The sequence below is a fragment of the Bradyrhizobium sp. Leo114 genome, from assembly GCF_055229415.2.
Genome location: NZ_JBUYEN020000021.1, coordinates 26,982 through 53,966, shown reverse-complemented (window position 1 = coordinate 53,966; position 26,985 = coordinate 26,982). Strand labels below are relative to the sequence as shown.

26 protein-coding genes are annotated in these 26,985 nt (G+C 63.4%); 12 read left to right on the top strand and 14 right to left on the bottom strand.

Features of this window, described 5'->3' with window-relative positions:
• Positions 1-64 precede the first annotated feature (64 nt).
• Positions 65-1,315, top strand: coding sequence for an acyltransferase family protein (locus tag ACZIRK_RS24725; protein ID WP_130226325.1), 1,251 nt, complete (start codon positions 65-67; stop codon positions 1,313-1,315).
• 2 nt (positions 1,316-1,317) lie between these two features.
• On the opposite strand, the gene ACZIRK_RS24720 is transcribed toward ACZIRK_RS24725, so the two are convergent.
• The 4 genes from ACZIRK_RS24720 to ACZIRK_RS24705 form a co-directional block, all read right to left on the bottom strand.
• On the bottom strand, positions 1,318-1,857 hold the full coding sequence (locus tag ACZIRK_RS24720; protein ID WP_130226326.1) for a c-type cytochrome: 540 nt from the start codon (positions 1,855-1,857) through the stop codon (positions 1,318-1,320).
• Positions 1,844-3,094, bottom strand: a complete 1,251-nt coding sequence (gene soxC, locus ACZIRK_RS24715) for a sulfite dehydrogenase (protein ID WP_463328262.1) — start codon at positions 3,092-3,094, stop codon at positions 1,844-1,846. The genes ACZIRK_RS24720 and soxC overlap by 14 nt, the downstream gene beginning before the upstream one ends.
• Before the next feature lie 146 nt (positions 3,095-3,240).
• Positions 3,241-4,728, bottom strand: coding sequence for an amino acid permease (locus tag ACZIRK_RS24710; RefSeq protein WP_130226328.1), 1,488 nt, complete (start codon positions 4,726-4,728; stop codon positions 3,241-3,243).
• A 73-nt stretch (positions 4,729-4,801) separates the two neighbouring features.
• Positions 4,802-6,010, bottom strand: a complete 1,209-nt coding sequence (locus ACZIRK_RS24705) for a cytochrome P450 (RefSeq protein WP_130226329.1) — start codon at positions 6,008-6,010, stop codon at positions 4,802-4,804.
• 292 nt (positions 6,011-6,302) lie between these two features.
• Between ACZIRK_RS24705 and ACZIRK_RS24700 the strand changes: the two genes are divergently transcribed.
• The 3 genes from ACZIRK_RS24700 (at position 6,303) to ACZIRK_RS24690 (ending at position 9,224) form a co-directional block, all read left to right on the top strand.
• The gene (locus tag ACZIRK_RS24700; RefSeq protein WP_028166489.1) at positions 6,303-8,039 is read left to right on the top strand and encodes an ATP-binding protein; all 1,737 of its coding nucleotides are present in this window, start codon (positions 6,303-6,305) and stop codon (positions 8,037-8,039) included.
• Between the two features lie 84 nt (positions 8,040-8,123).
• Entirely contained in the window at positions 8,124-8,702 is a 579-nt protein-coding gene (locus ACZIRK_RS24695; RefSeq protein ID WP_130226330.1) for a peroxidase-related enzyme, read from the top strand.
• 21 nt (positions 8,703-8,723) lie between these two features.
• Entirely contained in the window at positions 8,724-9,224 is a 501-nt protein-coding gene (locus ACZIRK_RS24690; protein WP_130226331.1) for an MgtC/SapB family protein, read from the top strand.
• On the opposite strand, the gene ACZIRK_RS24685 is transcribed toward ACZIRK_RS24690, so the two are convergent.
• Positions 9,221-9,847, bottom strand: coding sequence for a ParB-like protein (locus ACZIRK_RS24685; RefSeq protein ID WP_130226332.1), 627 nt, complete (start codon positions 9,845-9,847; stop codon positions 9,221-9,223). The two genes, ACZIRK_RS24690 and ACZIRK_RS24685, sit on opposite strands and share 4 nt — an antisense overlap.
• Positions 9,848-10,143: 296 nt before the next feature.
• Between ACZIRK_RS24685 and ACZIRK_RS24680 the strand changes: the two genes are divergently transcribed.
• The 6 genes from ACZIRK_RS24680 (at position 10,144) to ACZIRK_RS24655 (ending at position 14,970) form a co-directional block, all read left to right on the top strand.
• The gene (locus ACZIRK_RS24680) at positions 10,144-10,485 is read left to right on the top strand and encodes a hypothetical protein (protein WP_130226333.1); all 342 of its coding nucleotides are present in this window, start codon (positions 10,144-10,146) and stop codon (positions 10,483-10,485) included.
• Positions 10,486-10,679: 194 nt separating this feature from the next.
• The gene (locus tag ACZIRK_RS24675) at positions 10,680-10,985 is read left to right on the top strand and encodes an acyl carrier protein (RefSeq protein WP_027583603.1); all 306 of its coding nucleotides are present in this window, start codon (positions 10,680-10,682) and stop codon (positions 10,983-10,985) included.
• A gap of 11 nt (positions 10,986-10,996) precedes the next feature.
• A complete protein-coding gene (locus ACZIRK_RS24670) occupies positions 10,997-11,470 on the top strand; it encodes a 3-hydroxyacyl-ACP dehydratase FabZ family protein (protein WP_028166494.1) in 474 nt (157 codons plus the stop codon).
• Complete coding sequence (locus ACZIRK_RS24665; RefSeq protein ID WP_130226335.1) at positions 11,463-12,650, top strand: beta-ketoacyl-ACP synthase; 1,188 nt, start codon at positions 11,463-11,465, stop codon at positions 12,648-12,650. Before ACZIRK_RS24670 ends, ACZIRK_RS24665 begins: the two co-directional genes overlap by 8 nt.
• Positions 12,651-12,682: 32 nt before the next feature.
• Positions 12,683-13,960: a beta-ketoacyl-ACP synthase gene (locus ACZIRK_RS24660; protein ID WP_130226336.1), complete on the top strand. Its 1,278-nt coding sequence runs from the start codon at positions 12,683-12,685 to the stop codon at positions 13,958-13,960.
• Positions 13,961-14,034: 74 nt separating this feature from the next.
• Positions 14,035-14,970: a lipid A biosynthesis lauroyl acyltransferase gene (locus ACZIRK_RS24655; protein ID WP_130226337.1), complete on the top strand. Its 936-nt coding sequence runs from the start codon at positions 14,035-14,037 to the stop codon at positions 14,968-14,970.
• Between the two features lie 117 nt (positions 14,971-15,087).
• Here the strand turns inward: ACZIRK_RS24655 and ACZIRK_RS24650 are convergent, their stop codons facing one another.
• The 8 genes from ACZIRK_RS24650 to ACZIRK_RS24615 form a co-directional block, all read right to left on the bottom strand.
• Positions 15,088-16,197 (bottom strand): polyamine ABC transporter substrate-binding protein, encoded by a 1,110-nt coding sequence (locus ACZIRK_RS24650; RefSeq protein ID WP_463328242.1) that lies wholly within the window; start codon positions 16,195-16,197, stop codon positions 15,088-15,090.
• Between the two features lie 4 nt (positions 16,198-16,201).
• Positions 16,202-17,371 carry an aminotransferase gene (locus tag ACZIRK_RS24645; protein WP_130226339.1) on the bottom strand — a complete coding sequence of 390 codons (1,170 nt, stop codon included), beginning with the start codon at positions 17,369-17,371 and terminating at the stop codon, positions 16,202-16,204.
• Between the two features lie 6 nt (positions 17,372-17,377).
• Positions 17,378-17,707 carry a rhodanese-like domain-containing protein gene (locus ACZIRK_RS24640; protein ID WP_130226340.1) on the bottom strand — a complete coding sequence of 110 codons (330 nt, stop codon included), beginning with the start codon at positions 17,705-17,707 and terminating at the stop codon, positions 17,378-17,380.
• A 123-nt stretch (positions 17,708-17,830) separates the two neighbouring features.
• Positions 17,831-19,756, bottom strand: a complete 1,926-nt coding sequence (locus tag ACZIRK_RS24635; protein WP_463328241.1) for a potassium transporter Kup — start codon at positions 19,754-19,756, stop codon at positions 17,831-17,833.
• A 148-nt stretch (positions 19,757-19,904) separates the two neighbouring features.
• Complete coding sequence (locus ACZIRK_RS24630) at positions 19,905-21,803, bottom strand: potassium transporter Kup (protein WP_130226341.1); 1,899 nt, start codon at positions 21,801-21,803, stop codon at positions 19,905-19,907.
• 140 nt (positions 21,804-21,943) lie between these two features.
• Positions 21,944-22,774, bottom strand: coding sequence for an OmpA/MotB family protein (locus tag ACZIRK_RS24625; protein WP_130226342.1), 831 nt, complete (start codon positions 22,772-22,774; stop codon positions 21,944-21,946).
• Positions 22,775-22,808: 34 nt separating this feature from the next.
• A complete protein-coding gene (locus ACZIRK_RS24620) occupies positions 22,809-23,582 on the bottom strand; it encodes a motility protein A (RefSeq protein WP_028166504.1) in 774 nt (257 codons plus the stop codon).
• Between the two features lie 207 nt (positions 23,583-23,789).
• The gene (locus tag ACZIRK_RS24615; RefSeq protein WP_130226343.1) at positions 23,790-24,620 is read right to left on the bottom strand and encodes an SDR family NAD(P)-dependent oxidoreductase; all 831 of its coding nucleotides are present in this window, start codon (positions 24,618-24,620) and stop codon (positions 23,790-23,792) included.
• A 117-nt stretch (positions 24,621-24,737) separates the two neighbouring features.
• Here ACZIRK_RS24615 and ACZIRK_RS24610 point away from each other — a divergent pair, with 117 nt between their 5' ends.
• On the top strand, positions 24,738-25,169 hold the full coding sequence (locus ACZIRK_RS24610; RefSeq protein ID WP_245474747.1) for a hypothetical protein: 432 nt from the start codon (positions 24,738-24,740) through the stop codon (positions 25,167-25,169).
• 290 nt (positions 25,170-25,459) lie between these two features.
• Complete coding sequence (locus ACZIRK_RS24605) at positions 25,460-26,086, top strand: TerC family protein (protein WP_130226344.1); 627 nt, start codon at positions 25,460-25,462, stop codon at positions 26,084-26,086.
• A 17-nt stretch (positions 26,087-26,103) separates the two neighbouring features.
• Here ACZIRK_RS24605 and ACZIRK_RS24600 read toward each other — a convergent pair whose 3' ends face one another.
• A complete protein-coding gene (locus ACZIRK_RS24600; RefSeq protein WP_130226345.1) occupies positions 26,104-26,823 on the bottom strand; it encodes an RraA family protein in 720 nt (239 codons plus the stop codon).
• Between the last annotated feature and the right edge of the window lie 162 nt (positions 26,824-26,985).

The window sequence follows — 26,985 nt, the reverse complement described above, 5'->3', positions numbered from 1 at the left end:
TCAGCGCTGGCCCCCGCCTTGCTCAAGGACATGCCAAACGCATTGCCGGCGAAAGAGGCGTATCATGGCGGGACAGACATCTTCGGGCGTGGGCCGGTTTGAGGCACTTGATGCAATGCGCGGTATCTGCGCGCTGCTCGTGGTGCTCTTCCACATCCCTATTTACCATGCGCTGAAGGGCACCCAGCCGTTCGTGAACCTGCAATTCTGCGTCGACATGTTCTTTGCCCTGTCCGGCTTCGTGCTCTGTCACGCCTATGGCCAGCGCCTTCAGCATGCCGGCGATGGCGTCCGCTTCATGGCGATGCGGTTCGCGCGGCTCTGGCCGCTGCATATGGTGATGCTGGCGCTGTTCGTAATGATCGAAGTGAGCAAGATCATCTTCATGCGCACCGACGGTTCGTTCTCGCTGGATTCGGTACCGTTCGGCGCCGGGCACACGCTCTATGAAGCCGTCACCAATATCCTGTTCCTGCAGTCCTTCAACCTGCATGGCGGCCTGACCTGGAACGGCCCCGCCTGGAGCGCGGCGGTCGAGTTCTACGTCTCGATGCTGTTCGCGGTCATCGTCGTGCTGTTCCCGCGCCGGCGGCGCGAGATCTTCCTCGGCCTCTGTCTTGCGGCCGGAATGCATCTCTACGAACGTTCGCCAGGCACGCTGTTCGTTTCCAGCGATTGGGGCATGCTGCGCGCGATGTTCTCCTTCTTCGCGGGATGCCTGGTCTACGACCTGCGCCTCTATTCCAACGGCCGGCTCGACATGCCGAACATATTGGAGGTCTCGTGCGCGGTGCTGGTTGCCGTGTTCGTGTTGGTTACTCCATCCGGCGGACCACAATATCTGTTTCCACTGCTCGCCGCGGTCGTGATCTGCGTGTTCTCGTTCGACCAGGGCAAGATCTCGGCGGTGCTGCGCTCGCCTGCGCTGCAGAAGCTCGGGCTGTGGTCCTATTCGATCTACATGATCCACACCTTCATCTTCCAGATCATGCGCAGCGCCGCCTCCTTCCTCGGCCACAAGCTCCACCTCGAACTGGTGGCTTGGCACAATGACGACAAGCTGGTGGTCCTGGGAACGCCAGCGCAGGCGCTGGTGGCCGCGCTGGTTCTTTCCGTGGTCCTCGTCGTCCCCGTCGCTGCGCTCTCCTATCGCTGGATCGAGAAGCCCGCGATGGACATGGCCCGACACGCGCTCTCCGGGACGGCGCGCGCGGAAGCGCCGCTCGGCTTCGGCGCGGCAATATGGCGGCTGTTCAGTGCCGGCGTGATCCGCGCGGCGGCCGGCTTCCGCGCCGTTCGGCTGCGGCTGCCGTAGAGCTAGCGCACGTCTGGCCGCGGATCGGAAACGAAGTTGTCGCGATTGGGCATCTTGATAGCGGCGAGCGTCTTCGCGTCGAGCACGGCGTCCGGCGGAACGAGGCCGTTGAGATTGAGGATGTAGGCGGAGACCGCGTAGACATCCTCATCGCTCAGCGACTGCGGCGCGTTCTGCGGCATGGCGCGGCGGATATAGTCGAACAGTGTCGGAGCATAGGGCCAGTAGCTGCCGACGGTGCGCACCGGCTTTGCGCCCGCAAGCGTGCCCTGGCCGCCGACCAGGCGATCGCCGACACCGCCCTGCCCGTCGGCGCCGTGGCAGGCGGCGCATTGTTCGCTGAAGACCACGCGGCCGCGCTCGACGTTGCCGCTGCCGGGCGGCAGGTTCGATCCATCATGGCCGATGTCGATGTCCCAGCCCTTGATTTCCGCCGGCGTCGCCGCGCGTCCGATATGGAAAGACTCCTCGGCCTGCGCGGCAGCAGCGAGCCCGGCGATCACGGCGGCCAGCAGGGCGACATGCGATCTAAGCCAGCGCATTGCTCACCTCCCCATTCGCGCTGATGCGCCACGGCCAGATCGCGTTGTTGTGGTAGTAATGATTGACGCCGCGAACCGCGAGCAGTTCGGCAAGTGTCGGCTGCACATAATCAGTCTCGTCGATCGCGCGGCTCTGGATTACGGCGGGATTGCCGTCCCACTGCCATGGCAGGCGGAAGCGGGTGAGCGCGCGGGTCAGGACCGGTTCCTGAAGTCTGGCGACCTGCCAGCTCTTGCCGTGGTCGACGGAGACTTCGACGCGCTTGATTTTGCCGTGCCCGCTCCAGGCGATGCCGGATATCTCGTGGAAGCCGGTGTCATTCAGTTTCTGTCCGCCCGAGGGACGCAGGATGATCGACTTCGCTTCCATGTAGAAGGTGAACTCGCGCGCAGTGCCGTCGGGCATCAGGTCGGTATATTTGGAGGTCTCCTCGCGCGAATAAACCGGCTCGGCCACCGCCTTCAGCCGCCGCAGCCATTTGATGTTCATGTTTCCCTCGAAGCCCGGCAGCAAGAGGCGCAACGGATAGCCCTGCTGAGGGCGCAGCCGCTCGCCGTTCTGGCTGTAGACCAGCATGGCGTCGTCGAGGCATTTCTCGATCGGGATCGAGCGCGTCATCGCCGCCGCATCCGCACCTTCGGCCACGATCCACTTCGCTTCCTTCTGCAGGCCGGCTTCGTCAAGGACGTCCTTCAGCATCACGCCGGTCCACTCGGCGCAGCTCACGAGGCCGACGAGATCGGATGCGGTCTTGCCATAGGGCTTGGTGTAGACGGGATTGCCGGAGCACTCGATGAAATGGATCCGCGATTGCGACGGAAAGCGGCGGATGTCGTCCATCGTGAAGATCAGCGGGCGATCGACGAGCCCATGCAGCATCAGCCTGTGCTGCGCCGGATCGATCGTCGGGACGCCGCCGTGATGACGTTCGTAGAACAGCCCGTTCGGCGTGATGATGCCGTCGAGTTCCTGCAGCGGCGTACGGCCGGAGGCCGAGATATATTGCGGCAGCGTCTTGGAGATATTCTTGACGACGCCCTTCTCATAGACCGACGGCGTGCCATAGGGCTGATCGCCCATCGGTGCGCCCGGCGCCTTCATCCATTCGGGAATGTTGGGCGGAAGGTTGCTGGTGTCCGCGGTGCCTGGTGTCGCGCCGAGGGCGGCCCCGCCCGCGACCGCCGCACCTGTTTGCAGAAAATGCCGGCGGGATGGTCGTCGTTCGCTGTTGGCGATTGTTTGCTCGCTCACGACGCGCTCCCTTGCCGCTCTCGTTGATCGATCTCACGCTAGCACCGAACGCCAGGAATACGCCTTCACATCTGCAAAATCGCGTGAGGCGTCATGGGGGAATTTGCTTCGGGCCGAATCGTTCCGCCGCGTCAGCGCTGATCGCCCGCGCGCAGACGACTATGCGTCCGGCCATAGGCGGCATAGATCACAAGGCCGATCACGAGCCACACCGCGAGCCGGATCCAGGTGTCCATCGGCAGGCTGAGCATCAGGAAGATCGAGGTTGCGGCCGCGGCCGGGCCCACCAGCCAGATCGCCGGCGCCCGGAACGGACGCGGCAGGTCGGGATCGACGACGCGCAGCACCATGGTGCCGATCGAGACCACGGCAAACGCGAACAGCGTGCCGATGCTGACGAGTTCGCCGACCAGCCCGATCGGCAGCAACCCGCCGAGAAGGGCAACGACGATGCCGGAACCGATGGTGGCGACATGAGGCGTCCTGAAACGCGGATGGATGTTTGCGATCGCCGGCGGCAGCAATCCATCATAGGCCATGGCGCGGAAGATCCGGGGCTGCGCCAGCAGCATCACCAGTATCACCGACGTCAGGCCGAACAGGATGCCGAGCTTGATGACCGGCGACAGCCAGCCGACGCCGGCCGCATCGATCCCGACCGCGATCGGGTCGGGAACGTTCAGCCGGTCAAAGGGGACGATCCCGGTCAGCACGAAGCCGACGGCGACATAGACCGCCGCGCAGATCACGAGCGAGCCGAGAATGCCGATCGGCATGTCGCGCTCCGGCGACTTCGCCTCCTGCGCTGCGGTCGAGACCGCGTCGAAACCGATATAGGCAAAAAACACCACGGCCGCGCCGCGGAACACGCCGGACCAGCCGAAGATGCCGACGCCCGCATTCGGCGGAATGAAGGCCCCTTCGGGATTGCTCGCGGTGACCCAATTGGCGGTCGAGAACGAGGAGATCGTGCAGGCGATGAAGAGCAGAATGACGATCAGCTTCACCGCGACGATGAAATTGTTGAACCGCGCCGACTCCCTGATCCCTGCAACCAGCAGCGCCGTGATGAAGACGATGACGACCATCGCCGGCACGTTGAAGATCGCGCCCGTCGACGACCATGCGTGCGTGGTCGCGTCATAGCTCAGCGGCGCAGACGCGAGCTCCGGCGGGATCGTAAGGCCAAAATCCCTGGCGAAGCTGACGGCATAGCCGGACCACCCGATCGAGACCGCGATAGCACCGACGGCATATTCCAGGATCAGGTCCCAGCCGATGATCCAGGCCACGAATTCGCCGAGCGTCGCATAGGCAAAGGTGTAGGCGCTGCCGCAGACCGGGACGGTCGATGACATCTCCGCATAGCAGAGGCCCGCGAAAGCGCAGGCGACCGCGCCGAACGCGAACGAAAGCGTCACCGCAGGTCCTGCATTTGCCGCCGCGGCGTGTCCGGTCAGGACGAAGATGCCCGCGCCGATGACGGCGCCGATCCCGAGCGCGACGAGATTGAGCGCCGACAGCGTGCGCCGCAGCGGCGAGGCCCGCGCGTCTCCTTCTACGCCTGCCGCCTCCTGCAGCAGGTCGGCTGTCGATTTCCTGGCCCAGATGTCTGCCAAGAACCGCCTCCTCGCAACTTCGACCCCGGCGGCCGGTCGTACAGGCTAGCATGGTCTCGATAGGCTACGCCGCTCACGCATTCGACACCACGGGCAACTTCTCGATCATCCGTATCCCGGGACGGCGTCGCCAATGGATCTCCGACGGCTGAACCGCAAGCTGAAGCTTTGGCCAGCGGGTGAACAGCGCCTTGAGTGCGCAGATCGCCTCGATCCGCGCGAGCTGGTGACCGAGGCAGAAATGGATGCCCGTGCCGAAGGAGATGTGGCGGTTCGGACGCCGCTCGAGATCCATTTGCTCGGTTTGCACGTGCGATGCGGGATCGAAATTGGCCGCCACGATCATGGCCATCACGCGATCGTTCTTCTTCAGGGCGACACCGCCGAGCTCGACATCGTGTCGCACATAGCGCGGCTTCGAGAATTGCACCGGCGAGACGAAGCGCAGGAATTCCTCGATCGCGAGGGCGGCGCGGTTCCAGTCGGCCTCCAGCCAGTCACGCGTTTCGGGGTTCTTCAACAGTTCGAAGACGGATCCGCTGATCAGATGCGTGGTGGTTTCGGAACCCGCTCCGAGCAGCAGCATCACCATCGACACCATTTCGTCCGGCGTGATGCGGCCGCCTTCCCTTTCGACCTGCACCAGTTCGGCAATGAGCCCCTCGCCGCCCTCCTTGCGCGCAGCCTGTAGCCGCTCCTCCAGATAGCGTCGGATCTTCCCCAAGGTGAACAGCATGCGCAGGAAGCCGAAGGCGCTGGTAATCTGCCCCATCGCATTCGCCCAGCCGATGAATTTCGGCCGATCGGCCGCCGGTAGGCCGAGCAGCTCGCAGATGACGGAGAGCGGCAGGATGCGCGCATAGCGCTGCACCAGATCGGCGGGGCTGCCCGATGCGAACAGTTGGTCCGCAAGGCCGTCCGCGATCACCCGGATGTGCGGCTCCATCCCGAGCACGGAGCGACGGCGGAAGGCCTCATCGACGATGCCGCGCAACCGGCTGTGATCCGGCTCGTCCTTCGTCAACATGCTGTTGGCGATCGTCGCGATGGATTTCGGCATCCACCACTGCAGTCCTGCGAGCGCCCCGTCCTCCTTGCGCAGCGTGAAGGTGGAGGAATCCTTCAGCATCTGTGCGGTGGTCTCATAGGTCGTGGTGACCCAGACCTTGCCCACGATCGGAAATCGCGTGGCGACCACAGGCGCTCGGGCTCGCAGCGCCGCAACGGCGGTCGCCGGATCGCGGAAAAATTGTTCGCTGGTAAAGTCGATACGCGGTGCCATCGGCCCCCCTCCACCCTGCCCCGATCAAAGTGGTGCGGCGCGCATGGTTGACGGTATCGCGCTCTGCTGAAGTGGTAAATCGATCGTTAACCGGAGCCACGAACCGAGTTCCACCGAGAAAACCCTGATTTTCCCGTACAACTTGGCTCCCTCGCTATCGCCCAGAGGTAAATCCTCACTCAGATGATGTGGATTTAGCAAATTCGGAACGGCGTCGGTTTAACCCTTTGTGCAGCCCCGCTTCCCATAGTGAGAGCCCACCTCAATCTCACAATATCCCGGGTCCGGAACTGTGACATCCTTTGGACGTGTGATTTCGGTGCGCGGCTCGCAAGCCCGCGTCGGACTCCTGGCAACCAGCCAGATGCCGTTTTCGGAAGTGCGTGCGACCGTCGGCCGCTTCGTCAGCATCCGGAGTGCGTCTTCCGTGATCGTCGCCATGATCACGGAGGTGAGCTGCGAGGACCTGCCGACATCCGACAATTATATCGCAACCGCCTCCGTCGACCTGCTCGGCGAAATCCTCGGCGGCGACCGTCCCAAATTCCAGCGCGGCGTCACCAACTACCCGACCATCGGCGACACCGTAGACCTGATCAGCGCAGAGGAACTGCGTACGATCTATGCGCCGAGCGGCTCGGACCAGATCAATGTCGGCACTCTGCAGCAGGATCGTTCAGTCACCGCCTATGTCGATATCGAGGAAATGCTGTCCAAGCACTTCGCCGTGCTCGGTTCGACCGGCGTCGGCAAGTCCACCGGCGTGTCGCTGCTCCTCAACGAGATCCTGAAGTCGCGGCCGACCCTGCGCATCTTCCTCCTTGACGTGCACAACGAATACGGGCGCTGCTTCGGCGACCGCGCCCAGGTGCTCAACCCGCGCAACCTGAAGCTGCCGTTCTGGCTGTTCAACTTCGAAGAGATCGTCGACGTGCTGTTCGGCGGCCGCCCCGGCGTGCCGGAAGAACTCGACATCCTTGCCGAAGTCATCCCGATGGCGAAGGGCATCTACACCCAATACCAGAATGCCGACCGTATCGGACTGAAGCGCATCGATCCCAAGCAGATCGGCTACACCGTCGACACGCCGGTGCCGTATCGTCTTGTCGACCTGATCGCGCTGATCGACGAGCGCATGGGCAAGCTCGAGAACCGCTCCTCGCGCATCATCTATCACAAGCTGATCTCGCGCATCGAAACCGTCCGCAACGATCCGCGCTACGCCTTCATGTTCGACAACGCCAATGTCGGCGGCGACACCATGGCGGAGGTCATCAGCCACCTGTTCCGCCTGCCCGCCAACGGCAAGCCGATGACAGTGATGCAGCTCGCCGGCTTCCCGGCCGAGGTCATCGATTCCGTCGTGAGCGTGCTCTGCCGGATGGCATTCGATTTCGGGCTGTGGAGCGACGGCGTCTCGCCGCTATTGTTCGTCTGCGAGGAGGCGCACCGCTACGCGTCCGCCGACCGCAATATCGGCTTTGGCCCGACCCGCAAGGCGGTCTCCCGTATCGCCAAGGAAGGCCGCAAATACGGCGTCTATCTCGGCCTCGTCACCCAGCGCCCGGCCGAGCTGGATGCCACCATCATCTCCCAGTGCAACACGCTGTTCACGATGCGGCTCGCCAACGACCGCGACCAGGCGCTGTTGCGCTCGGCGGTTTCCGACGCCGCGGCCAACCTGCTGTCGTTCGTGCCCTCGCTCGGCACTCGCGAGGTGTTGGCGTTCGGCGAGGGCGTGGCGCTGCCGACGCGGCTGCGCTTCAAGGAGGTGCCGCCGCATCAGCTTCCGCGCAGCGAAGCCACCATCGCGACCGTGCCGTCGGTTGCCGCCGGCCACGACATGCATTTCGTCTCGGCCGTCCTGGAGCGCTGGCGCGGCGCGACCTCGCACCGCGACGTGCCCAACGACCCCGCGATCAGCGAGCGGCCCGCCGCGCGCAGCACCACGCTGGATGCGCCGATGCTGCAGCCCTCGATGGGACTCGATCCGGACCGCTTCTCGCTCCTGAAGAAGCCATTGCGCTGAGCGCTTTCAGCCGGGCGCTTGCGCTCGCGCCGTCATCGACTATGGTTCCGGCCAAGCTGCATTGCCTTGAGCCGGAACCCGCCCATGACTGAGCCGATCGCAACACGCTTTCCCACGCCTTCCCTCGACAAATTGCCCGAGGATATCCGCGAGCGTATCCTCGCAGTGCAGGAGAAATCCGGTTTCGTGCCGAACGTCTTCCTGGCGTTCGCCTATCGCCCCGACGAGTTTCGCGCCTTCTTTGCCTATCACGACGCGCTGATGGAGAAGGACAGCGGCCTCTCCAAGGCCGAGCGGGAAATGATCGTGGTGGCAACGAGCGCCGCCAACCAGTGCCACTACTGCGTGATCGCGCATGGCGCGATCCTGCGCGTCCGCGCCAAGAATCCGCTGATCGCCGACCAGATCGCCGTCAACTATCGCAAGGCCGACATCACGCCGCGCCAACGCGCCATGCTGGATTTTGCGATGAAGGTGAGCCGCGAGGCGAGCACAATCTCGGAGACAGATTTCAGCGCGCTCGAAGCGCACGGGTTCAGTGACGACGACATCTGGGACATCGCGGCGATCGCCGCCTTCTTTGCACTGTCAAACCGGATGGCGAATTTCACCGCGATGCGCCCGAACGACGAGTTCTACATGATGGGACGGTTGCCGAAATAGCCGGCCGCCGAGGTATGCCGCGTGCTTGAATGGAGCGACATCATCCTGCGCCTTGGCGTCGCCACGCTGGCGGGCGCCCTGATCGGCCTCAATCGCGATCTGCGCGGAAAGCCGATCGGCCTGAAGACGCTCGGCATCGTCGGACTGTCCACCGCGACAGTCGTGGTGGTCGCCGTGCAGTTCACCGAAGTTGGCAAGATCACCGATGCGACCAGCCGAGTGATCCAGGGCATCTTGACCGGCATCGGCTTTCTCGGCGCCGGCGTCATCGTCCATGAGAGAGAACACTTCCGCGTCCGTGGATTGACGAGCGCCGCCTGTGCCTTTCTGGCCGCCTGTATCGGGATCGTCTCCGGAGCCGGAGAGTGGCGGATCGTCGCGACGGCCCTGGTGATCGCGCTCGTGCTCCTGACCGTCGGCCGCCGCACTGAGCGCTTGCTGCATCGCGCACTGGGCGGCCACGACGATCCCGGTGAGCGGGATACGGCGGTCACGCCACCACGGGGACCGGCAAACGGCTAGTCATCGGACGCTGGACCGCACCAGCCCGGCAGGTAGACCGCGTCCTTGCTCTTTGCCGCCGCGAGCGCCTTCTCCATCGCCGTGTCGAAATCAGCGTCCACAAGCTTGCGGGCGACCCTGCGGCGCAGGAAATCCGCCCACAGGAATTCACTGAATGGCGTGGTATCCTTGGCAAAGCCGCCGGCACGGCGCAGTTCGCCGGCGAGGCTGCGGAATGGATCATCCTTCAGGTCGACCACCGATTTCGGCAGATCGCGAAAATGCCTGCGGTCGCCCTTCGCGTCGTAGGGAAAGACCCAACGCTTGTTGTCCATCACCCCCCAGAATGCATCGCGCTCGACCATGGTGAGATCGCCGATCACGGTGACAAGCACATCCTTGACGCCCTCATCGTGCAGCGCGCGGGCGAGATGGTGATGGTCGACGACGTAGTGGCGCTCATCGGGCCCGAGCACCACCGGGATCATGTGCTGGCCGAGCATTTCGGCGCGCTTCTTCGCTGACTTGTGCTCGCGCCAACGCTGACGCTTCTCCTTGACCTCCCTCATGCCGACCGTCATCTGAGTCGGGCGCAGGGACATGATCGTAACCGGCTTGAGAATCGGCTCACGCGTATTTGCCATGGTTCAACTCCCTATTGCTGCCGACGGAAACCATCGAGGGCCGGTTCCACTATGGCACGTCGCCACCAGGGATTGAATTCCTTGGTCTCTCGTTTCGACAAGCTGTGAACAGAGGATCCCCCACGACGCGCGAGGGTGCATCGCACGCATCGCCGCGATGCCTTGCGCCCATCGCCCCACTGTCAGTTCCATGAAGTGTCGCGGGGGATCAGGTTGCGAGAGCGCGCACCAATATTTTACGTGAGGAGCGCGCACGGCGTGCTAAACAGGATCACAACTTCTGCGGACGGACGGCAGTGAAAACCCAGCGGCCTATCAGCTCGGACGGCGAGCACGTGGTGCTCAAATTCCGGCCGCGCACCTCCGCCCATCCGCCCGCCCGCCACGAGCAACCGCTCGAGGCGGGAAAGCCCGGGCAAGTGGCCCGGGACCTTTCCCATTACGAGCGCCCGCGCGAGGAGCCCGATGACTTCCGCCAGCGCATGCTGGCCAATATCGCGGCCTTCGCTTTCACGGTGGCGCTGACCGCAATCGGCATCTGGTTGGCCGTGAGCATCGCCGACCTGCGCAAAACCCAGGATTGCGTCCTGATGGGCCGGCGCGATTGCGCGCGGATTTCGGTGATGCCGAGGGGCTAGCGCTGGAACCGCAGCCCTATCTGCTGCCCAACAAAGCGGCTCCACAGACAAGGCCAAGCTCCATTGAACTCGCGGCCCCGCTCCGATATACGGGCACTCGAGTCCGCCCGGGGGAACAGGGCATTCCGGGGCAAATCAGCCCGCCGCCTCCCGATCGTCCCGGAATTTATCGCCAATATATCAAAGGCTTAGTGATGTCTTCCACATTCGAGCAGATCGCCAACATTATCGCCGAGACCTGCGATATCCCGCGCGACACGATCAAGCCGGAAAGCCACGCCATCGACGATCTGGGGATCGACAGCCTCGACTTCCTCGACATCGCCTTTGCGATCGACAAGGCGTTCGGGATCAAGATGCCACTTGAGAAGTGGACCCAGGAAGTCAACGACGGCAAGGCCACGACCGAGCAGTACTTCGTGCTGAAGAACCTCGCTGACCGCATCGACGAACTGGTCGCGGCCAAGAACGCAGGCACGGGCACGGCGTCGGGCTCGTAACCGAGCGCCCCATGCAGCTCGAATATTTCACGCTCATCGATCGCATCGTCGACCTCAACATCGGCGACAAGACGATCGTGGTGGAAGCTGACGTTCCGCAGACCAGCACGATCTTCGAAGGCCATTTCCCGGGCTATCCGATCATGCCTGGCGTGCTGCTGACGGAAGCGATGGCGCAGTCGTCCGGCTGGCTGCTGCTCGGCCTGATGAAGTTCGAGCGGATGCCCTTTCTCGCGATGATCAAGGAAGCCAAGATGCGTGGCTTCGTCAACCCGGGCGAGGTACTGACGATCGAGGCCAAGGTCGAGCATGAAGGTTCGGGCTTTGCGGTGACGTCGGCCAAGGTTCGGGTAGGCAAGGAATTGAAATGCAGCGCCGATCTGACATTCCGCCACATCCCCTTCCCCCATCCCGATCTTCGCGTGCACATGGACGCGATGGCCAAGAAGATCGGCTTTCCGCTGCAGGCGCTGACGCATGACTGAGCGGAAGGAAGTCTGGATCACCGGCATTGGCGTCCTTTCGTCGCTCGGCGAAGGACTGGACGCGCATTGGGATGCGCTCAACGCCAAGCGCATCAACATCGACGACAAGCGGTTCGCGCCCTATATCGTCCATCCGCTCGCCCCGGTCAGTTTCGACGCGCAGATCCCGAAGAAGGGCGACCAGCGCCAGATGGAAGCCTGGCAGCGCATCGGCACCTATGCTGCGGGGATGGCGCTGGATTCGGCCGGCGTCAAAGGCAATCAGGAAATCCTGTCCCGCATGGACATGATCGTCGCGGCCGGCGGCGGCGAGCGCGACCTCGCAGTCGATACGGCGATCCTGAACGCCGATGCGCGTGGCAATTTCAGCCCCGGCTTCCTCAACGAGCGGCTGATGAGCGAGCTGCGCCCGACGCTGTTCCTGGCGCAGCTCTCCAACCTGCTTGCGGGCAATATCGCCATCGTTCACGGCGTCCGCGGCACCTCGCGCACTTTCATGGGTGAGGAAGCCTCCAGCATCGATGCGGCGCGGATTGCGGTGGCGCGCATCGAGGCCGGCCAAAGCGACATTGCGCTGATCGGCGGCGCCTATAATGGCGAACGCCTCGACCTGCTCGTCCTCTTCGAATTCGGCGACTTCAACCTGACCGGAGAGTTCACTCCGGTTTGGGCCCGCGAGAACAACAGCGGATTCGCGCTTGGTTCCGCCGGCGCGTTCCTGGTGCTGGAATCCCGTGAGCACGCCGAGGCGCGCGGCGCCAAGCCTTATGCCAAGCTCTCCAAGGTGGTCGCCGACCTCGCACAGCGCAAACAGCCGGGCGCGGTGACGAAGTCTCTGGAGGCGCTATGGTCGAAACTCGGCGTCGACGACGATGTCGGCGTGGTGGTCACCGGCGCGACCGGCGCCGAGCCCGTCACGTCAGAGGAGCGCGCGTTCCTGCGCCAGCACCAGGGCCTTGCCGTGCGCGCCACCGGAACGATGTTCGGCCACACCGTGGAGGCCCAATTCCCGCTCGGCGTTGCCCTGGCGGCGCTCTCGGTCTCACGCGGCGCGCTGTTTCCGCCGAACGATCCGACCGGCTTCGAGGTTGAAAAATCCGATCCGCCGACCCAGATTGTAGTGATGGGAACCGGTCACTGGCAGGGCGAAGGGATGGCCCTGGTTGAGGCCGTCAAGTAGGGCGCATTCGCGCAAGCATCGACGGGGGAAGCATGGCGACACCACGCGATAAGTTTGGCAGGCCGATCGTTGTCGTGACCGGCATGGGCATCGTCACGTCGCTCGGCGCCGGCAAAGCCGACAATTGGGCCAAGCTCGTTGCCGGCGAATCCGGCATCAAGACGGTCACCCGTTTTCCGATCGATGGACTGAGGACCACGATGGCGGGAACGGTGGATTTCGTCAGCGTCGATCCGTTCACCTCGACCAGCCTTTCCGAGCGCATCGCCGAAATCGCCACCGACGAAGCGCTGGCGCAATCCGGTATCGGCAGCAAGGGTGACTTTCCAGGCCCCCTCTTCCTCGCAGTCGCGCCGGTCGAGACCGAATGGCCGCAGCGGCTCGAACTCGGGCGCACGATCGACAAGAAGGAATTCGACTACTACGACATGCTGCGCGCGAGCGGTGGCGGCAGGTTCGCGCCCTATCATGATCGCTTCATGTTCGGTTCGGTCGCAAAATACCTCGCCGAGAACTTTGGTACCAAGGGCTCGCCGATCTCGCTGTCGACCGCCTGCGCCTCCGGCGCAACCGCGATCCAGCTCGGCGTCGAGGCGATCCGTCGCGGTGAGGCGGATGCGGCGCTCTGCGTTGCAACCGACGGCTCGGTAAATCCCGAGGCCGTAGTCCGCTTCTCCCTGCTCTCGGCACTGTCGACGCAGAACGATCCGCCGCAGGGTGCCTCCAAGCCCTTCTCCAAGAATCGCGATGGCTTCGTGATGGCCGAAGGCGCCGGCGCGCTGGTGCTGGAGAGCTATGAGGCGGCCACCGCGCGCGGCGCGAGGATCCTGGGTGTCGTCGCCGGCTGCGGCGAACTGACTGATTCGTTCCACCGCACCCGCTCGAGCCCGGACGGCAAGCCGATCATCGGCTGCATGCGCAAAACGCTGGCGGACGCCGGGATGGAGCCGGAGCAGATCGACCACATCAACGCGCACGGAACAGCGACGCCCGAGAACGACAAGATGGAATATCTGACGACCTCGGCGGTCTTCGGCGAGCAGATCTCGAAGATTCCGGTGTCGTCGAACAAATCGATGGTCGGCCACACGATCTCCGCGGCCGGTGCGGTCGAGGCGGTATTCTCGCTGCTCACGCTCGAGCACCAGCGGATTCCACCGACCATCAACTATGACGTACCGGACCCGACCATTCATTTCGACGTGGTCGGCAACAAGGCGCGCGACGCCCGTGTCACTGCCGTGATGTCCAATTCGTTCGGCTTTGGCGGGCAGAACGCCTCATTGATCCTGACGCGCGAGCCGGCCTAGAGCATGATCGGAAGAACTGATCTCCGGTTTTCCGAAGAGATCATGCTCAACCAAACGCTGCGCCGCTTGTCGCGATGAACCGCCTCCAGCTCCTTCGTGCCCGCGCGCGCCTTCGCGACGCCGTCAAGCCCGTGGGCGAGGCAGCGGTGGGCGCGCTGACGATCGCTCTGTTGCGCACCACGCGCTGCTTCGATCCGTTCAAGACTGCCGATTTCTTCGGACGCGCCGCGCATTTCATCGGTCGCAGGCTGCGTGAGGACCGGATCGGTCGCGAGAATCTGAAGGCCGCGTTTCCGGAAAAATCGCCTGAGGAGATCGAGAAGATCCTGGCCGGCGTCTGGGACAATCTCGGCCGCATCGGCGCCGAATTCGCCCATCTCGACCATATCTGGGACTACGACCGCGACCATCCCGAGAACAGCCGCATCGAATTGTCGCCGCGGACCATGGAGCTGTTCGATCAGATAAGGGACGACGGCAAGCCGGCGCTGATCTTTGCCGCGCATCTCGGTAATTGGGAATTGCCGGCGCTGGCGGCGGTTGCGCACGGGCTCGACACCGCGATTTTGTTCCGCCGGCCGAATAGCGAAGCCGCCGACCGCGCGATCGAGAAGATCCGCGCGATCAAGATGGGCACGCTGATCCCCGCCGGCCGCGACGCGCCGCTCCGGCTTGCGCAGGCGCTGCAAGACAACAAGCACGTCGCCATGCTCGTCGACCAATATCTGACCAACGGGGTCGAGGTCACCTTCTTCGGCCGCAAGACCAAGGCCAACCCGACGCTGGCGCGGCTCCGACGTCAAGTGGAATGCCCGATCCACGGCGCCCGCATCATCCGCCTGCCCAATAACCGCTTCCGCGGCGAGCTGTCGGAGGAAGTGAAGCCCGTGTTCAATGCGTCCGGGGAGATCGATATTCAGGGCACGATGCAGGCCGTCACCAATGTGATCGAAGGCTGGGTGCGCGAATATCCGGAACAGTGGCTCTGGCTGCACCGCCGCTGGCGGTGAGCCGACTGCTGCCTTTGCGCGTCATTGCGAGCGTAAGCGAAGCAATCCATTGCGCCACTTGCGGAGATATGGATTGCTTCGTCGCTGCGCTCCTCGCAATAACGGCGGCAGCGAGCCTCACTTCCCCGTCTTCACCCTGGTCCAGAGCCGGTTGATGATCCGCTGGGTGGCCGGGTCGCGCGCGGTGATGACGAACAGTTTCTTCTGGGTCGCTTCGTCCGGGTAGATGTTCTTGTCGTTGAGAATCTTCGGATCGATCAGCTTCTGGCTGGCCAAGTTGCCGTTGGCGTAGGACAGGAAGTTCGAGTTCTTCGCAGCGACGTCCGGCCGGTAGAGGTAGTTGATCAGCTCATAGGCCTCGGCGACGTTCTTGGCGTCCGAAGGAATCGCGAGATTGTCGAAGAACATCTGCGCGCCCTCTTTCGGGATGGCGTAGCCGATTTCGATGCCGTTCTTGGCTTCGACCGCGCGGCTGCGCGCCTGCATGATGTCGCCCGACCAGCCCACCACGAAGCAGATCTCGCCGGAGGCGAGCGCGCTCAGATATTCCGAGGAATGAAACTTGCGAACATAAAGCCTGATCTTGCTGACGAGGTCAGCGGCCTTCTCGAGATCGGCTTGCTTGGTGGAGTTCGGATCGATGCCGAGATAGTTCAAGGCCGCGGGCAGGATGTCGTCAGCGGAATCAAGCATATGGATGCCGCAATCCTTGAACTTCGCGAGATTCTCCGGCTTGAACACCATGTCCCAGCTATCGATCCTGGCGTCGGGGCCGAGAATCTTCTGCGCCATCTGGACGTTGTAGCCGATGCCGGTGGTGCCCCACATGTAATTGGCGGCGTAGTTGTTGCCGGGATCGTAGGTCGCGAGCTCTTTGGTCACCACCGGCCAGGCATTGGCGAGATTCGGCAGTTTCGACTTGTCGAGCTTGAGGAAGACCTTTGCGGTGATCTGGCGCTGCAGGAAATAGCCGGTCGGCACCACGACGTCGTAGCCGGACTTGCCCGCAAGCAGCCGCGTTTCCAGCGTCTCGTTGGCGTCGAAGGTGTCGTACACCACCCTGATGCCGGTCTCCTTGGTGAAGTCCTCCAGCACACCCGGCGCCATATAGTTCGACCAATTGTAGAAATTGACCGTGCGTTCCTCGGCGCGGGCGGATGAGGAGACGAGCAGAGCCGCGGCAAACAGGGCGGCGAGAAAAATTGAATGACGGCCCTGCCCGTGCATCTCTCTACCTCTTTCGACGGTGCACCGCGTCCGACAGACGCTCGAGCGCAGTGTCGAGGGTTGCATCCTTCTTTGCAAAGCAAAAACGTACGACCGAGGTCACCGGGTCCTTTTCGTAGAAGGCCGAGACGGGGATCGCCGCCACCTTGTAGTCGGTCACGATGCGCCGGCAGAACGCCTCGTCGGTCTCGTTGAGCCCGAGCGGCGACAGGTCGACGGTGAGGAAATAGGTACCTTGCGATTTCAGGACGGGAAAGCCGAGGCTCTCCAGTCCCTTTGTCAGCCTATCCCTGCTCCGCGCCAGGTCCTTGCGCATGTCGTGAAAATACGCATCCGTCTTGCCGAGCCCATAGGCCACCGCCGCCTGCAGGTTGGGCGCGGTGGTGAAGGTAAGGAACTGATGCACCTTGGCGGCAACCCGCAGAAGCGGCGGCGCGGCGCAGACAAAACCGATCTTCCAGCCGGTGAGCGAAAAGATCTTGCCGGCGCTACCGACCTTGATGGTGCGGTCCCGCATGCCCGGCAGCGTGATCAGCGGGATGTGCTCGCGGCCATCGAAGATCACGTGCTCCCAGACCTCGTCGCAGATCGCGACCACGTCGAATTGCTGGCAGAACCGCGCTAGCAGTTCGAGGTCTTCGCGCGGATAGACCACGGCGGACGGATTGAGCGGATTGTTGAACAACACCGCCTTGGTCTTGTGGTTGAAGACGCTCCGCAGCATCTCCTCGTTCAGCCGCCAGTGCGGCGGCTCCAGCCGCAACAGGCGCGGAATGCCTCCGGCCTGACGGATGATCGGCAGATAGGAATCGTACACCGGCTGGAAGACGACCACTTCATCGCCCGGTTCGACCATCGCGAGGATCGACGATGTGAGCGCTTCGGTGCCGCCCGAGGTCACCATGACTTCCGTCATGGGATCGAGGTCAAGTCCGTGCCAGCGGCCGTAATGGGTGGCGATCGCCTGCCTGAGCTCGGGGATACCCATCATCGACGGGTACTGATTGTAGCCGTTGACGGAAGCATCCGCGGCCGCGCGACGGATGTCCTCCGGACCGGGATCGTCCGGAAAGCCCTGGCCGAGATTGATGGCGTTGTTGTCGCGCGCGAGCTGCGACATCGCTTCGAAAATGGTGACGGGAAGGTCTGCGAAGACCTTGTTCATGGAAGTCATGGAAAGTCAGCCGCCCGTCTTGGTCGGCAATCCCGCAGCCTTCCAGCCCAATATGCCCCCTGCCAGATGCTTGTCGTAAGGCAACCCCGCCGCCTGCGCCGCGAGCGATGCCGTCACCGAGCGCTTGCCTGAGCGGCAGGCAAACACGACCTCTTTGCCCTGCGGATCCGGAATCTCGTCCGGATCAAACGTCGACAGCGGCACGACGACGCCATCCGGATAGGCCTCAGCGGCGACCTCGTTGGGCTCGCGGACGTCGACCAGGAGATAGCGTCCATCCGCTATCCCGTTCGACACTTCCTGAGGCGTTAGATCATGCACCTTGTGGTCGGCCACGCGCGTTCTCCAGACAATTCTTGGGCTCAGTTCTTGGGCTCAGCCGGCCCCCGTTTCGGGCGCAAAGTCGCCTCTTGCGCGGGGAAAATCAAGCACCGCAAACAGCTTAGGACCAGCAAAAAGCTAGATCGTGACCTGCGTTCCGACCTCGACGACGCGGCCGGTCGGGATCTGGAAATAGTCGGTGGCGTCGTTGGAGGCGCGGCTGAGCGCGATGAACAGATGGTCCTGCCAACGCGGCATCCCGGAATGCGCGGCGGGCTTGAGCGAGCGCCGCGACAGGAAGAACGAGGTCGACATGATGTCGAACTGCCAGCCGACCTTGCGGGCGATCGCCAGCGTCTTCGGCACATTCGGCGATTCCATGAAGCCGAAGCGCAGCGTCACCTTGGAGAAAGTCGGGCTGATCTGCTCCATTCGCACCCGCTCGGACGGGTCGATCCGCGGCGTCGGCGCGGTCTCGATGGTGAGAATGACGTTCTTCTCATGCAGCACTTTGTAGTGTTTTAGACTATGCATCAGCGCGGTCGGCGCGCTGGCGGGATCGCTGGTCAGGAACACCGCCGTGCCCGAGACGCGCTGCGGTGGCCGCTTCTCCAGCATCGCCACAAGATCGGCGAGCGGGAATTCCAGCTTGCGCGACTTCTCGAACAACAGCCGGCTGCCGCGCCGCCACGTGATCATCAGCGCCATCACGGCCCCGCCGAGCGCCAGCGGCACCCAGCCGCCCTCAAGCACCTTCAGAAGGTTTGCCGTCAGGAAGGTGAAGTCGAGAAACAGGAAGGGCGCGATCAGCGCGGCGGCGGCGATCGGCGACCATCGCCAAACCTTCCACACCACGACAAAGCCCATCATGCCCGTGACCACCATGGTGCCGGTCACCGCGATGCCATAGGCCGCGGCCAGCGCGCTGGAGGAGCGGAACATCAGCACCAGCAACAGCACCGCGATGAGCAGCATCCGGTTGATGCGGGGAATAAAGATCTGCCCCGAATGGGCTTCCGAGGTATGGCGAATCTCGAAGCGCGGCAGCAGGCCGAGTTGGATCGCCTGGCGCGTCAGCGAATAGGCGCCGGTGATGACGGCCTGGCTGGCAATGACGGTCGCGACGGTGGCAAGCACGACCATCGGGATCAGCGCCCAATCCGGGAACATCAGGAAGAACGGATTCTCGATCGCCTTGGGATCGACGATGACGAGCGCGGCCTGCCCCATATAATTCAGCACCAGCGCCGGCAGCACGATGAACATCCAGGCGAACTGGATCGGCCGTTTGCCGAAGTGCCCGAGATCGGCATAGAGCGCTTCCGCGCCGGTGACGGCGAGAAACACCGCGCCGAGGGTGACGAACCCGATCACACCGTGATGAAGCATGAAGGAGACCGCATACAGCGGATTAAAGGCCAGAAGGACCTCGGGATGCTTGATGATCTGCGGCACGGCTGCAATCGCCAGCACCGCAAACCAGACGCACATGATCGGTCCGAAAAATGCGGCGACCCGCGCTGTGCCATGGGATTGCACGGCAAACAGCACCACCAGGATCAACGCCGTGACCGGCACGACATAATGTTCGAAGGTCGCGGTGACGAGCTTGATGCCTTCGATCGCCGACAGCACCGATAGCGCCGGCGTGATCACCGCGTCGCCGTAGAACAAGGCCCCGCTGATGATGCCGAGCATCACGACCGCGCCGGCGCCCTTGGTAACGGCGCGTTCGGCCAGTGCCATCAGCGCCAGCGTTCCACCCTCGCCGTGGTTATCGGCGCGCAGCAGGATCACCACATATTTGAGCGTGACGACGACAATCAGCGCCCACAGGATCAGGGAGAGCACGCCGAGGACCGCCTGCGTCGTGGCGACGCCACTGTGCTCGCTGGCCGCCACAACGGCTTCGCGCAGAGCGTAGAGCGGGCTGGTGCCGATGTCTCCGTAGACGACGCCGATGCTGCCGAGCGTCAGCGCTCCGAACCCTGCCGTGGAATGCGCCTCTCCATGTCCACTGGCCGCGGGCGTTTCCGCCGCGGTGACCGCACTCTCGGACGACATGGGAGGGAGCCTCTATTGTTCACTGCACAATGAAACAGCGCCGCAGGCCTATATCCCCGCTCGAATGCATAGGTTAGGCGAGAAATGGGCTGCCTCCATGCATTTTACACATAGCTCGATCGTTTAACCAGCCACAATCGTGCGCCCGTCAGATAGTTACCTGGGTGCCGACCTCAACCACCCGCCCCGTCGGAATCTGAAAATAGTCGGTGGCATCGTTGGCGGAGCGGCTCATGGCGATGAACAAGTGATCCTGCCACAGCGGCATGCCCGACTGCGCCGCGGGCTTGAGAGACCGCCGCGACACGAAGAATGACGTCGCCATGATATCGAACTGCCAGCCGAGCTTGCGGGCGATCACCAGCGCCTTCGGGACGTTCGGCGACTCCATGAAGCCGAACCTGAGGCGCACCTTGGAAAACTTGTCGCTGATGCGTTCCATGTAGACGCGCTCGGAAACATCAACGCGCGGCGTCTGCGCCGTCTCGATGGTCAGGATGACATTCTGCTCGTGCAGCACCTTGTTGTGCTTGAGATTGTGCAGCAGCGCGGTCGGCACGAAGCCGGGATCGCTGGTGAGGAAAACCGCGGTGCCCTTGACGATATGCGGCGGCCGCTTCTCCAGGCTCTTGATCAGGTCGTCAAGCGGCACCTCGATGCGCCGGGTCTTGGCGATCAGGATGGCCGTCCCGCGCCGCCAGGTCCAGATCATGGCCGCCATGGCTGCGCCGAACAAAAGCGGCACCCAGGCGCCCTCGAACAGTTTGAGGAGATTGGCGCTCAGGAACGTCATGTCGACCACCACGAACGGCACGATCACCGCGGCCGCGGTCGCTGCGCGCCAGTTCCACAATTTCCAGATCACCACAAAGCCCATGATGCCGTCGGCAACCATGGTGGTGGAGACGGCGATGCCGTAGGCCGATGCCAGTCCGCTCGAGGTGTGGAACATCAGTACCAGCAAGAGAACGCCGACCAACAGCAAGCGGTTGACGCGCGGCAGATAGATTTGCCCGGCATGGGACTCCGAGGTGTAGCGGACCTCGAAACGCGGCAGCAGGCCGAGCTGCACCGCCTGCCGGACCAGCGAATAGGCGCCGGTGATGACGGCCTGGCTCGCGATCACGGTGGCCGCGGTCGCGAGCACCACCAACGGCAGCAGCAGGAAGTCGGGAACCATCCGATAGAACGAATTCTCGATCGCGGATGGATCGGAGAGCACCAGCGCCCCCTGCCCGAAATAATTGAGCAGAAGCGACGGCAGCACGAAGAACAGCCAGCCGGACTGGATCGGCTTGCGGCCGAAATGGCCGAGATCGGCATAAAGCGCCTCGCCGCCGGTGACGGCCAGGAACACCGCTCCCAGCGTCACCAGCCCGATGGTGCCATGCGTGAGCAGGAACTGGAGCGCGTAATAGGGATTGATCGCCGCCAGTACAGATGGGTCATCCTTGATGTGGACCAGCCCCATCACGGCGAGCGTGGCGAACCAGACCACCATCACGGGCCCGAAGGCGGAAGCTACCCGCCCGGTGCCGATGCGCTGGACCGAGAACAAGACGACCAGGATGACGATCGTGACGGGCACTACGTAATGTTGGAGTGCGGGCGTCGCGAGCTTGAGGCCTTCGACCGCCGACAGCACGGAAATCGCCGGCGTGATCATGGAATCGCCGATGAACATCGAGGCGCCGACCACGCCGAGCGCCAGCAACAGCCAGCTTCTCCGCCCCAGCGCCCGCTGCCCCAGGGCCATCAGCGAGAGCGTGCCACCCTCGCCGTTGTTGTCGGCGCGCAGGAGCAGCAGCACGTATTTCGACGTGACGACAATGAAGAGCGCCCACAGGATCAGCGACAGCACACCCAGGACGATGATTCGGGATACCGGCTGTCCATGCGTCGCGCCGGCGACTGCCTCGCGGAACGCATAGAGCGGCGAGGTACCGATATCGCCGAACACCACGCCGATACTGCCCAGCGTCAAGGCCCAGAAGTTGGACGTGACCGGCCCTTCTTGGACCTCGCTGGATGAGACGCTGACAGCCATGGCGGGAGGAACGCCCCATCTGCTAGTTTGATCCGGCGCCGCTATCCACGCTTCCGCGTTCCCTGTCAACGGTTGCGGCGGCCGCGACAAGCGCGTAACGGTTTCCGGCTGGACAGGCGGCCGATAGTAAATTCGGCGGATTACGGCTTCAAGCCGGGCGGCAGCGGCGGATCCTCACGCATCAAGGTGATGGTGACGCGACGGTTTGCCGCGAGCGAAGGATCGTCCGGAAACAACGGCTGGCTGTCGGCCTTGCCCGAGACGGCGAAGATGTGCGAGGGGGGCAGCCCTTCGCGCTCCAGGATCTGGCGCACCGCGTTGGCGCGGTCCGCCGACAGGTCGAACGCTCCGTAGTCGCTGCGCGCCGGCACGAAACCGGCGGCGGTGTGGCCGACGATGGATACGCGCAGCGGCGTTGCCTTAAGCGGCCCGGCGAGCTTCTGGATCAGCCGCCGTGTCCGGTCGTAAGGTACCTTGGAGCCGTCGGCGAACATCGAGCGGCCGTCCTGGTCAATGATCTCGAGGTTGAGACCCTCCTTGGTTTCCTCGAACATGATGTGCTTGGACATTTCGGTCAATTCCGGCATGTCCTGGAGCGCCTGCCGCAGCGAAGCGGACGCGAGCGCGAAGGCGCGGTCGGTGTGCAGCTTGGCGCCGTTCTCCTGGTTGCGCTCCTTCTCGTCGGGCGTCGGCCTGTCCGACGTCTCCTCCGGCGAGATATGCTCGACGTTCTTCAACTTCGGCCGCGTCGGCAGGCCGTCGGATTCGATGATACCGGAATAGCGCACATTGGTCTGCGAGCCGAAGGCGTCGCGCATCGAGCCTGCGACGATCTTCAGCTTGTTGTTGTCCATGCTGGAGAAGGCGACGAGCATCACGAAGAAGCTCATCATCAAGCCCATCAGGTCGGCGAAGGTCACGAACCAGCCGTGACCTCCGGTATGTGCATCGCCGCGCTTTTTCTTGGCCATCGCGTGAAGCTCCGGATCGCTGCCAGGCCGAAGGTCAGGCCGGGACCGGCTCGCCCTCTCCCTCGCGGTGCTTTTCCGGGAGATAGGCGAGCAGCATTTCGCGAACCAGCGCCGGGCTCTTCGAATCGCGGATCATCAGGATGCCGTCGATGATCAGGGTGCGGTTGGTTTCCTCGTCGAGGAGCTTGCCGTGCAGCTTGTCGGCGATCGGCAGACAGAACAGGTTCGCAACCAGCGCGCCATAGAGCGTGGCCAGCAGCGCGGTCGCCATGAACGGGCCGAGCTTGGAGGGATCGGTCATGTTGGCGAACATCTGCACCATGCCGATCAGCGTGCCGATCATGCCGAAGGCCGGCGCGCAGTCGCCGATCGCGCGGTAGATCTTGCTGCCCTCGTCGAGATGCATCAGGAAATTGTCGCGGTCGCGTTCGAGATTGTCGCGAATGAATTCGAGGTCGTAGCCGTCGGCGACGTAGCGGATTCCCTTGGCCAGGAAGGGCTCGTTGGTCTCGACCTTTTCAAGGCCCACCGGCCCCTGCTTGCGGGCGATCTCGGCAATCCGGGCCAGTTCGTCGACGAGATCGCGCGCCGAAAGCCGGCTCATGGTGAAGGCGAATTTGGCGCCCAGCGGCAGGCCATGCAGGATCGCGGCCAATGGAAAGCGGATCATCGTGGCCGCGATCGATCCGCCGAAAATGATGATCATCGCATGTTCGGAAATGAACATGTGCAGGTCGCCGCCCATCAGCATCATCGCTGAGATCACGATGATGCCCATCACGAGCCCGACGCCCGTCATAATATCCATGGGAGACTCCAACGCGTACGCTACACACCGCCTGTCCTGGACGGTGCACGACCCAACCCCGGACCGCGCCGGAAAACCCTACGTGGCCGCCATTAAAGACCCGTAAAGGTTAAGCCGAAGAGGAACCCGTAAAATCCCGAGTGGCCGGATCAGGCCTGAGCGCAGCGCTGGTCTCAATCTTTCGCTAACCATAATCGCCGGCGCCGCTCAGTGACCGCTATCGAGCCCCGTGAGTTCGAGACTGAGCGCGCGCAGCCGTCTCCGCGCGGACGCCTCATAGGCCTGCGGATTGGCCCTGGCCTCGTTCATGCCGTTGAAGAACAGCCCGCTCTCATCGGCGACATCGTCTCCCGACACCAGATGCAGGATCGCTTCGCCGCCCTGCTCGACGGTCGAGATCGGGGTGATGCCGCCGGCGCGCACCATCGTGGTGTTCATATAGGTTGCCGGGTGCAGCGAATTTGCGGTGACGCCCGAGGCTTTCAGCTCTTCTGCGAGATCGATCGTGAACATGATCTGCGCAAGCTTGCTCTGGGCATAAGCGCGCGAGCCGCTGTAGTTCTTCGTGATCATCACGTCGTCGAAGTCGATCGGATGCTGGCCGAGCGAAGCGACATTGACGATCCGCGACGGCGCGCTCGCCTTCAACAGCGGCAGCAACAGACGCGCGAGCAGGAAACCCGCAAGGTAGTTCACGGCGAAGCGCAGCTCATAGCCGTCCCTGCTGGTCTGCCGCGCCGGTCCCTCGTTCTGCGAGCCGATCCCGGCATTGCTGATGAATACGTCGAGCCGCTTGTGGTTCGCGAGCACGGCCTCGCCGAGTTTTCGCGTCTCGGCAAGCGAGGACAGGTCGGCCTGATAGAAAATGGGCTCGCGGCCTCCTGCCCGCCTGATCTCTTCGATCAGCGATGCCCCGCGCGCTTTGTCGCGCCCGTGGACCAGCACGCTGGCGCCGCCGATGGCGAGCCTCTTCGCAACGTAGCGGCCGACACCGTCGGTTGAGCCGGTGATGAACACGGTTTTGTCACGCATTTCCATCGCACACCTCCGGTCCCTGCCCGCCCGGGTTCCACACGGCGGTCGAAGGACAACTACACCCGTCTGCGGCGCTGCGCCACGGGTCAGAAACCTCCCGCGCGCAAGAGTGTTTTGCTATTGGTTGCCGCCAATAGCTGGCTCGTCAGCAGATGCTGCGCGGCTGCTATTGGGCGTTCGTTCATTCAAAGGGAACCGATGTTGGCCTCCAGTTCAAACTGGATCATGCGAAATGCTCCGTCGCTGGAGCCTTTCGGTCTGTTCGCACTGTTCGGCGCCCTGACCGTGTTCCCTGCCATCCTGATGATCCGCGTGCTCGAACCTGAGCTCGTGCTGCCTGCGTTCAGCATCCTGCTGTTCGCGGAGGCCGCAGTGGCCGCCATCCTGACGCGCCTGATCAAGGCTCAGGAGAACTCAGGGAAAGTCACGTGGTGGGATTTTGCCGGTGCATTCACCTTCATGGGGTGTGCAGCGGCAATCTTTGGCGAACCGGACCAGGCGGCGCTGTTCTTCGAGGAAGAAGCCGTCGCGCGTGCGAATTCGCGACCGTAACAGAGCATGATCCGGAAAAGTGGAAACCGGTTTTCCGAAGAGATCATGTTCAAACTCAAAGAGATGAGATCATGATCCGTCTCATCGGATCATGATCTAAAGCGTACCAGGCCGGGCCCCTCTGGCAGCCGACAGGCTGCGATGTCGGACTGGAGTTAAGTTGGAGCGGCCCTGCTTTGATCTGCGGCATTGATCGCGGGACGTATCGGTGAATCCCTCACCGATGTGCGTCGCCATCAAGCCGGTATCTCATCCGGGTCACTCTCCAGACCAGAAGGGGAGCATGACCCGTGTCCGAATTTCTTGGCTTTGAATTTCTCACCGCGCTGTTGCAGGTCGTCCTGATCGACCTGGTGCTCGCAGGCGACAATGCCGTCGTGATCGGCCTTGCCGCAGCCGGCCTGCCCGAGAAGCAACGCAGCAAGGCGATCCTGATCGGCATTCTGGCGGCGACCGTGCTGCGCATCATGTTTGCCGTCGTGGCAACGCAGATCATGCAGATCGTCGGCCTCTTGCTTGCCGGCGGAATCCTGCTGTTGTGGGTGTGCTGGAAAATGTGGCGCGAGCTGCGCGCCACCGCGAAAGAGGAAGCCGACGCAGAGCTCGGTGGCGCGTCTGCAGACGGGGCGCCCCGGAAGACGCTCTTCCAGGCCACGACGCAGATCATCATCGCCGACGTCTCGATGTCGCTCGACAACGTCCTGGCTGTCGCGGGAGCGGCCCGCGAGCACCCAAGCGTGCTGATTTTCGGCCTGATCCTCTCCATCGCATTGATGGGCGCAGCCGCGACCTTCATCGCGCGGCTGCTGCAGAAGCATCGCTGGATCGCCTATGTCGGCCTCGCCGTCATCCTCTATGTCGCCATCGACATGGTCATTCGCGGCGCCCACGACGTCGCCAAGGTCGCGGCGCTCTGAGCCGCGACCTATTGGAGTTAGTGGATCTCGGCCGAGCGCTTCAGCGCGTCCTTCAGCTTCTCGAGCGAGAAGTCCGGGCTGCGTGCGATCTCCAGGATCGGCGTCTCGCGACGCGCGCAGAGTTCGGCCGCGTCCGGCAGCTTGGCGGCGACATCGTTCGGGATCACGATCGCACCATGGCTGTCGGCATGGATAAGATCGTCGGAGCGCACGGTCATGCCGGCAACCCGCACCTCGCCGCCGAAGCTCTCGGCATGCACCCAGGCGTGCGACGGGCCGATCGATCCGGCGAGCGCCTGGAAGCCCGGCGCCCATTGCGGGATGTCACGGATCGAGCCGTCAGTGATCACACCGAGACAGCCGAGCGCCTTGTGGACATTGCTCTGCACCTCGCCCCAGAACGCACCATAGCCGACATCGGCGCCATCGATATCCTGGATCACGGCGATGCGCGGACCAAAGCCGGTGCCGACATATTCGTAATATTCGATGCGGCGCTTGGCCTGCTCGGCCGCCGGCAGACCGGATTGCAGCACGGAGCGGATCGTCACGGTGCGGGCATAGCCGACAATCGGCGGCAGGTCCGGGAACGGGCAGACCAACGGCTTAGTGGTGTAGCCGATCAACCGCCGTTCCGGGGCGACGATCTCCATCGCATTGCAGATCGTCGGCGTGTCATAGCGCGCCAAGGCTTCGAGGACGGACGCGGGCAGCGGGGCAGTGACGGCTTTATTCACGGCGTTTCTCCTGGCAAATGGACGCTTCTTGACGAGACGATCTTGGCCCATGCCTATAGCCGAGATCGGCCGTGAACCCAACCAAGCTTCCGCTCATGGCTGATATTTGGGGGAAAGCCAACTGCCGCCCCTCATGGTGAGGAGGCGCGTCTTCGCGCCGTC

What these genes read in the sequence shown, in the direction of transcription:
- ACZIRK_RS24625 (WP_130226342.1), bottom strand. Translation starts at nt 22,774, where the DNA reads ATGGCCAAGAAAAAGCGCGGCGATGCACATACCGGAGGTCACGGCTGG.
- ACZIRK_RS24720 (WP_130226326.1), bottom strand. Translation starts at nt 1,857, where the DNA reads ATGCGCTGGCTTAGATCGCATGTCGCCCTGCTGGCCGCCGTGATCGCC.
- ACZIRK_RS24655 (WP_130226337.1), top strand. Translation starts at nt 14,035, where the DNA reads ATGAACCGCCTCCAGCTCCTTCGTGCCCGCGCGCGCCTTCGCGACGCC.
- ACZIRK_RS24670 (WP_028166494.1), top strand. Translation starts at nt 10,997, where the DNA reads ATGCAGCTCGAATATTTCACGCTCATCGATCGCATCGTCGACCTCAAC.
- ACZIRK_RS24665 (WP_130226335.1), top strand. Translation starts at nt 11,463, where the DNA reads ATGACTGAGCGGAAGGAAGTCTGGATCACCGGCATTGGCGTCCTTTCG.
- ACZIRK_RS24685 (WP_130226332.1), bottom strand. Translation starts at nt 9,847, where the DNA reads ATGGCAAATACGCGTGAGCCGATTCTCAAGCCGGTTACGATCATGTCC.
- ACZIRK_RS24615 (WP_130226343.1), bottom strand. Translation starts at nt 24,620, where the DNA reads ATGGAAATGCGTGACAAAACCGTGTTCATCACCGGCTCAACCGACGGT.
- ACZIRK_RS24660 (WP_130226336.1), top strand. Translation starts at nt 12,683, where the DNA reads ATGGCGACACCACGCGATAAGTTTGGCAGGCCGATCGTTGTCGTGACC.
- ACZIRK_RS24620 (WP_028166504.1), bottom strand. Translation starts at nt 23,582, where the DNA reads ATGGATATTATGACGGGCGTCGGGCTCGTGATGGGCATCATCGTGATC.
- ACZIRK_RS24635 (WP_463328241.1), bottom strand. Translation starts at nt 19,756, where the DNA reads ATGTCGTCCGAGAGTGCGGTCACCGCGGCGGAAACGCCCGCGGCCAGT.
- ACZIRK_RS24630 (WP_130226341.1), bottom strand. Translation starts at nt 21,803, where the DNA reads ATGGCTGTCAGCGTCTCATCCAGCGAGGTCCAAGAAGGGCCGGTCACG.
- ACZIRK_RS24725 (WP_130226325.1), top strand. Translation starts at nt 65, where the DNA reads ATGGCGGGACAGACATCTTCGGGCGTGGGCCGGTTTGAGGCACTTGAT.
- ACZIRK_RS24645 (WP_130226339.1), bottom strand. Translation starts at nt 17,371, where the DNA reads ATGACTTCCATGAACAAGGTCTTCGCAGACCTTCCCGTCACCATTTTC.
- ACZIRK_RS24695 (WP_130226330.1), top strand. Translation starts at nt 8,124, where the DNA reads ATGACTGAGCCGATCGCAACACGCTTTCCCACGCCTTCCCTCGACAAA.
- ACZIRK_RS24675 (WP_027583603.1), top strand. Translation starts at nt 10,680, where the DNA reads ATGTCTTCCACATTCGAGCAGATCGCCAACATTATCGCCGAGACCTGC.
- ACZIRK_RS24650 (WP_463328242.1), bottom strand. Translation starts at nt 16,197, where the DNA reads ATGCACGGGCAGGGCCGTCATTCAATTTTTCTCGCCGCCCTGTTTGCC.
- ACZIRK_RS24705 (WP_130226329.1), bottom strand. Translation starts at nt 6,010, where the DNA reads ATGGCACCGCGTATCGACTTTACCAGCGAACAATTTTTCCGCGATCCG.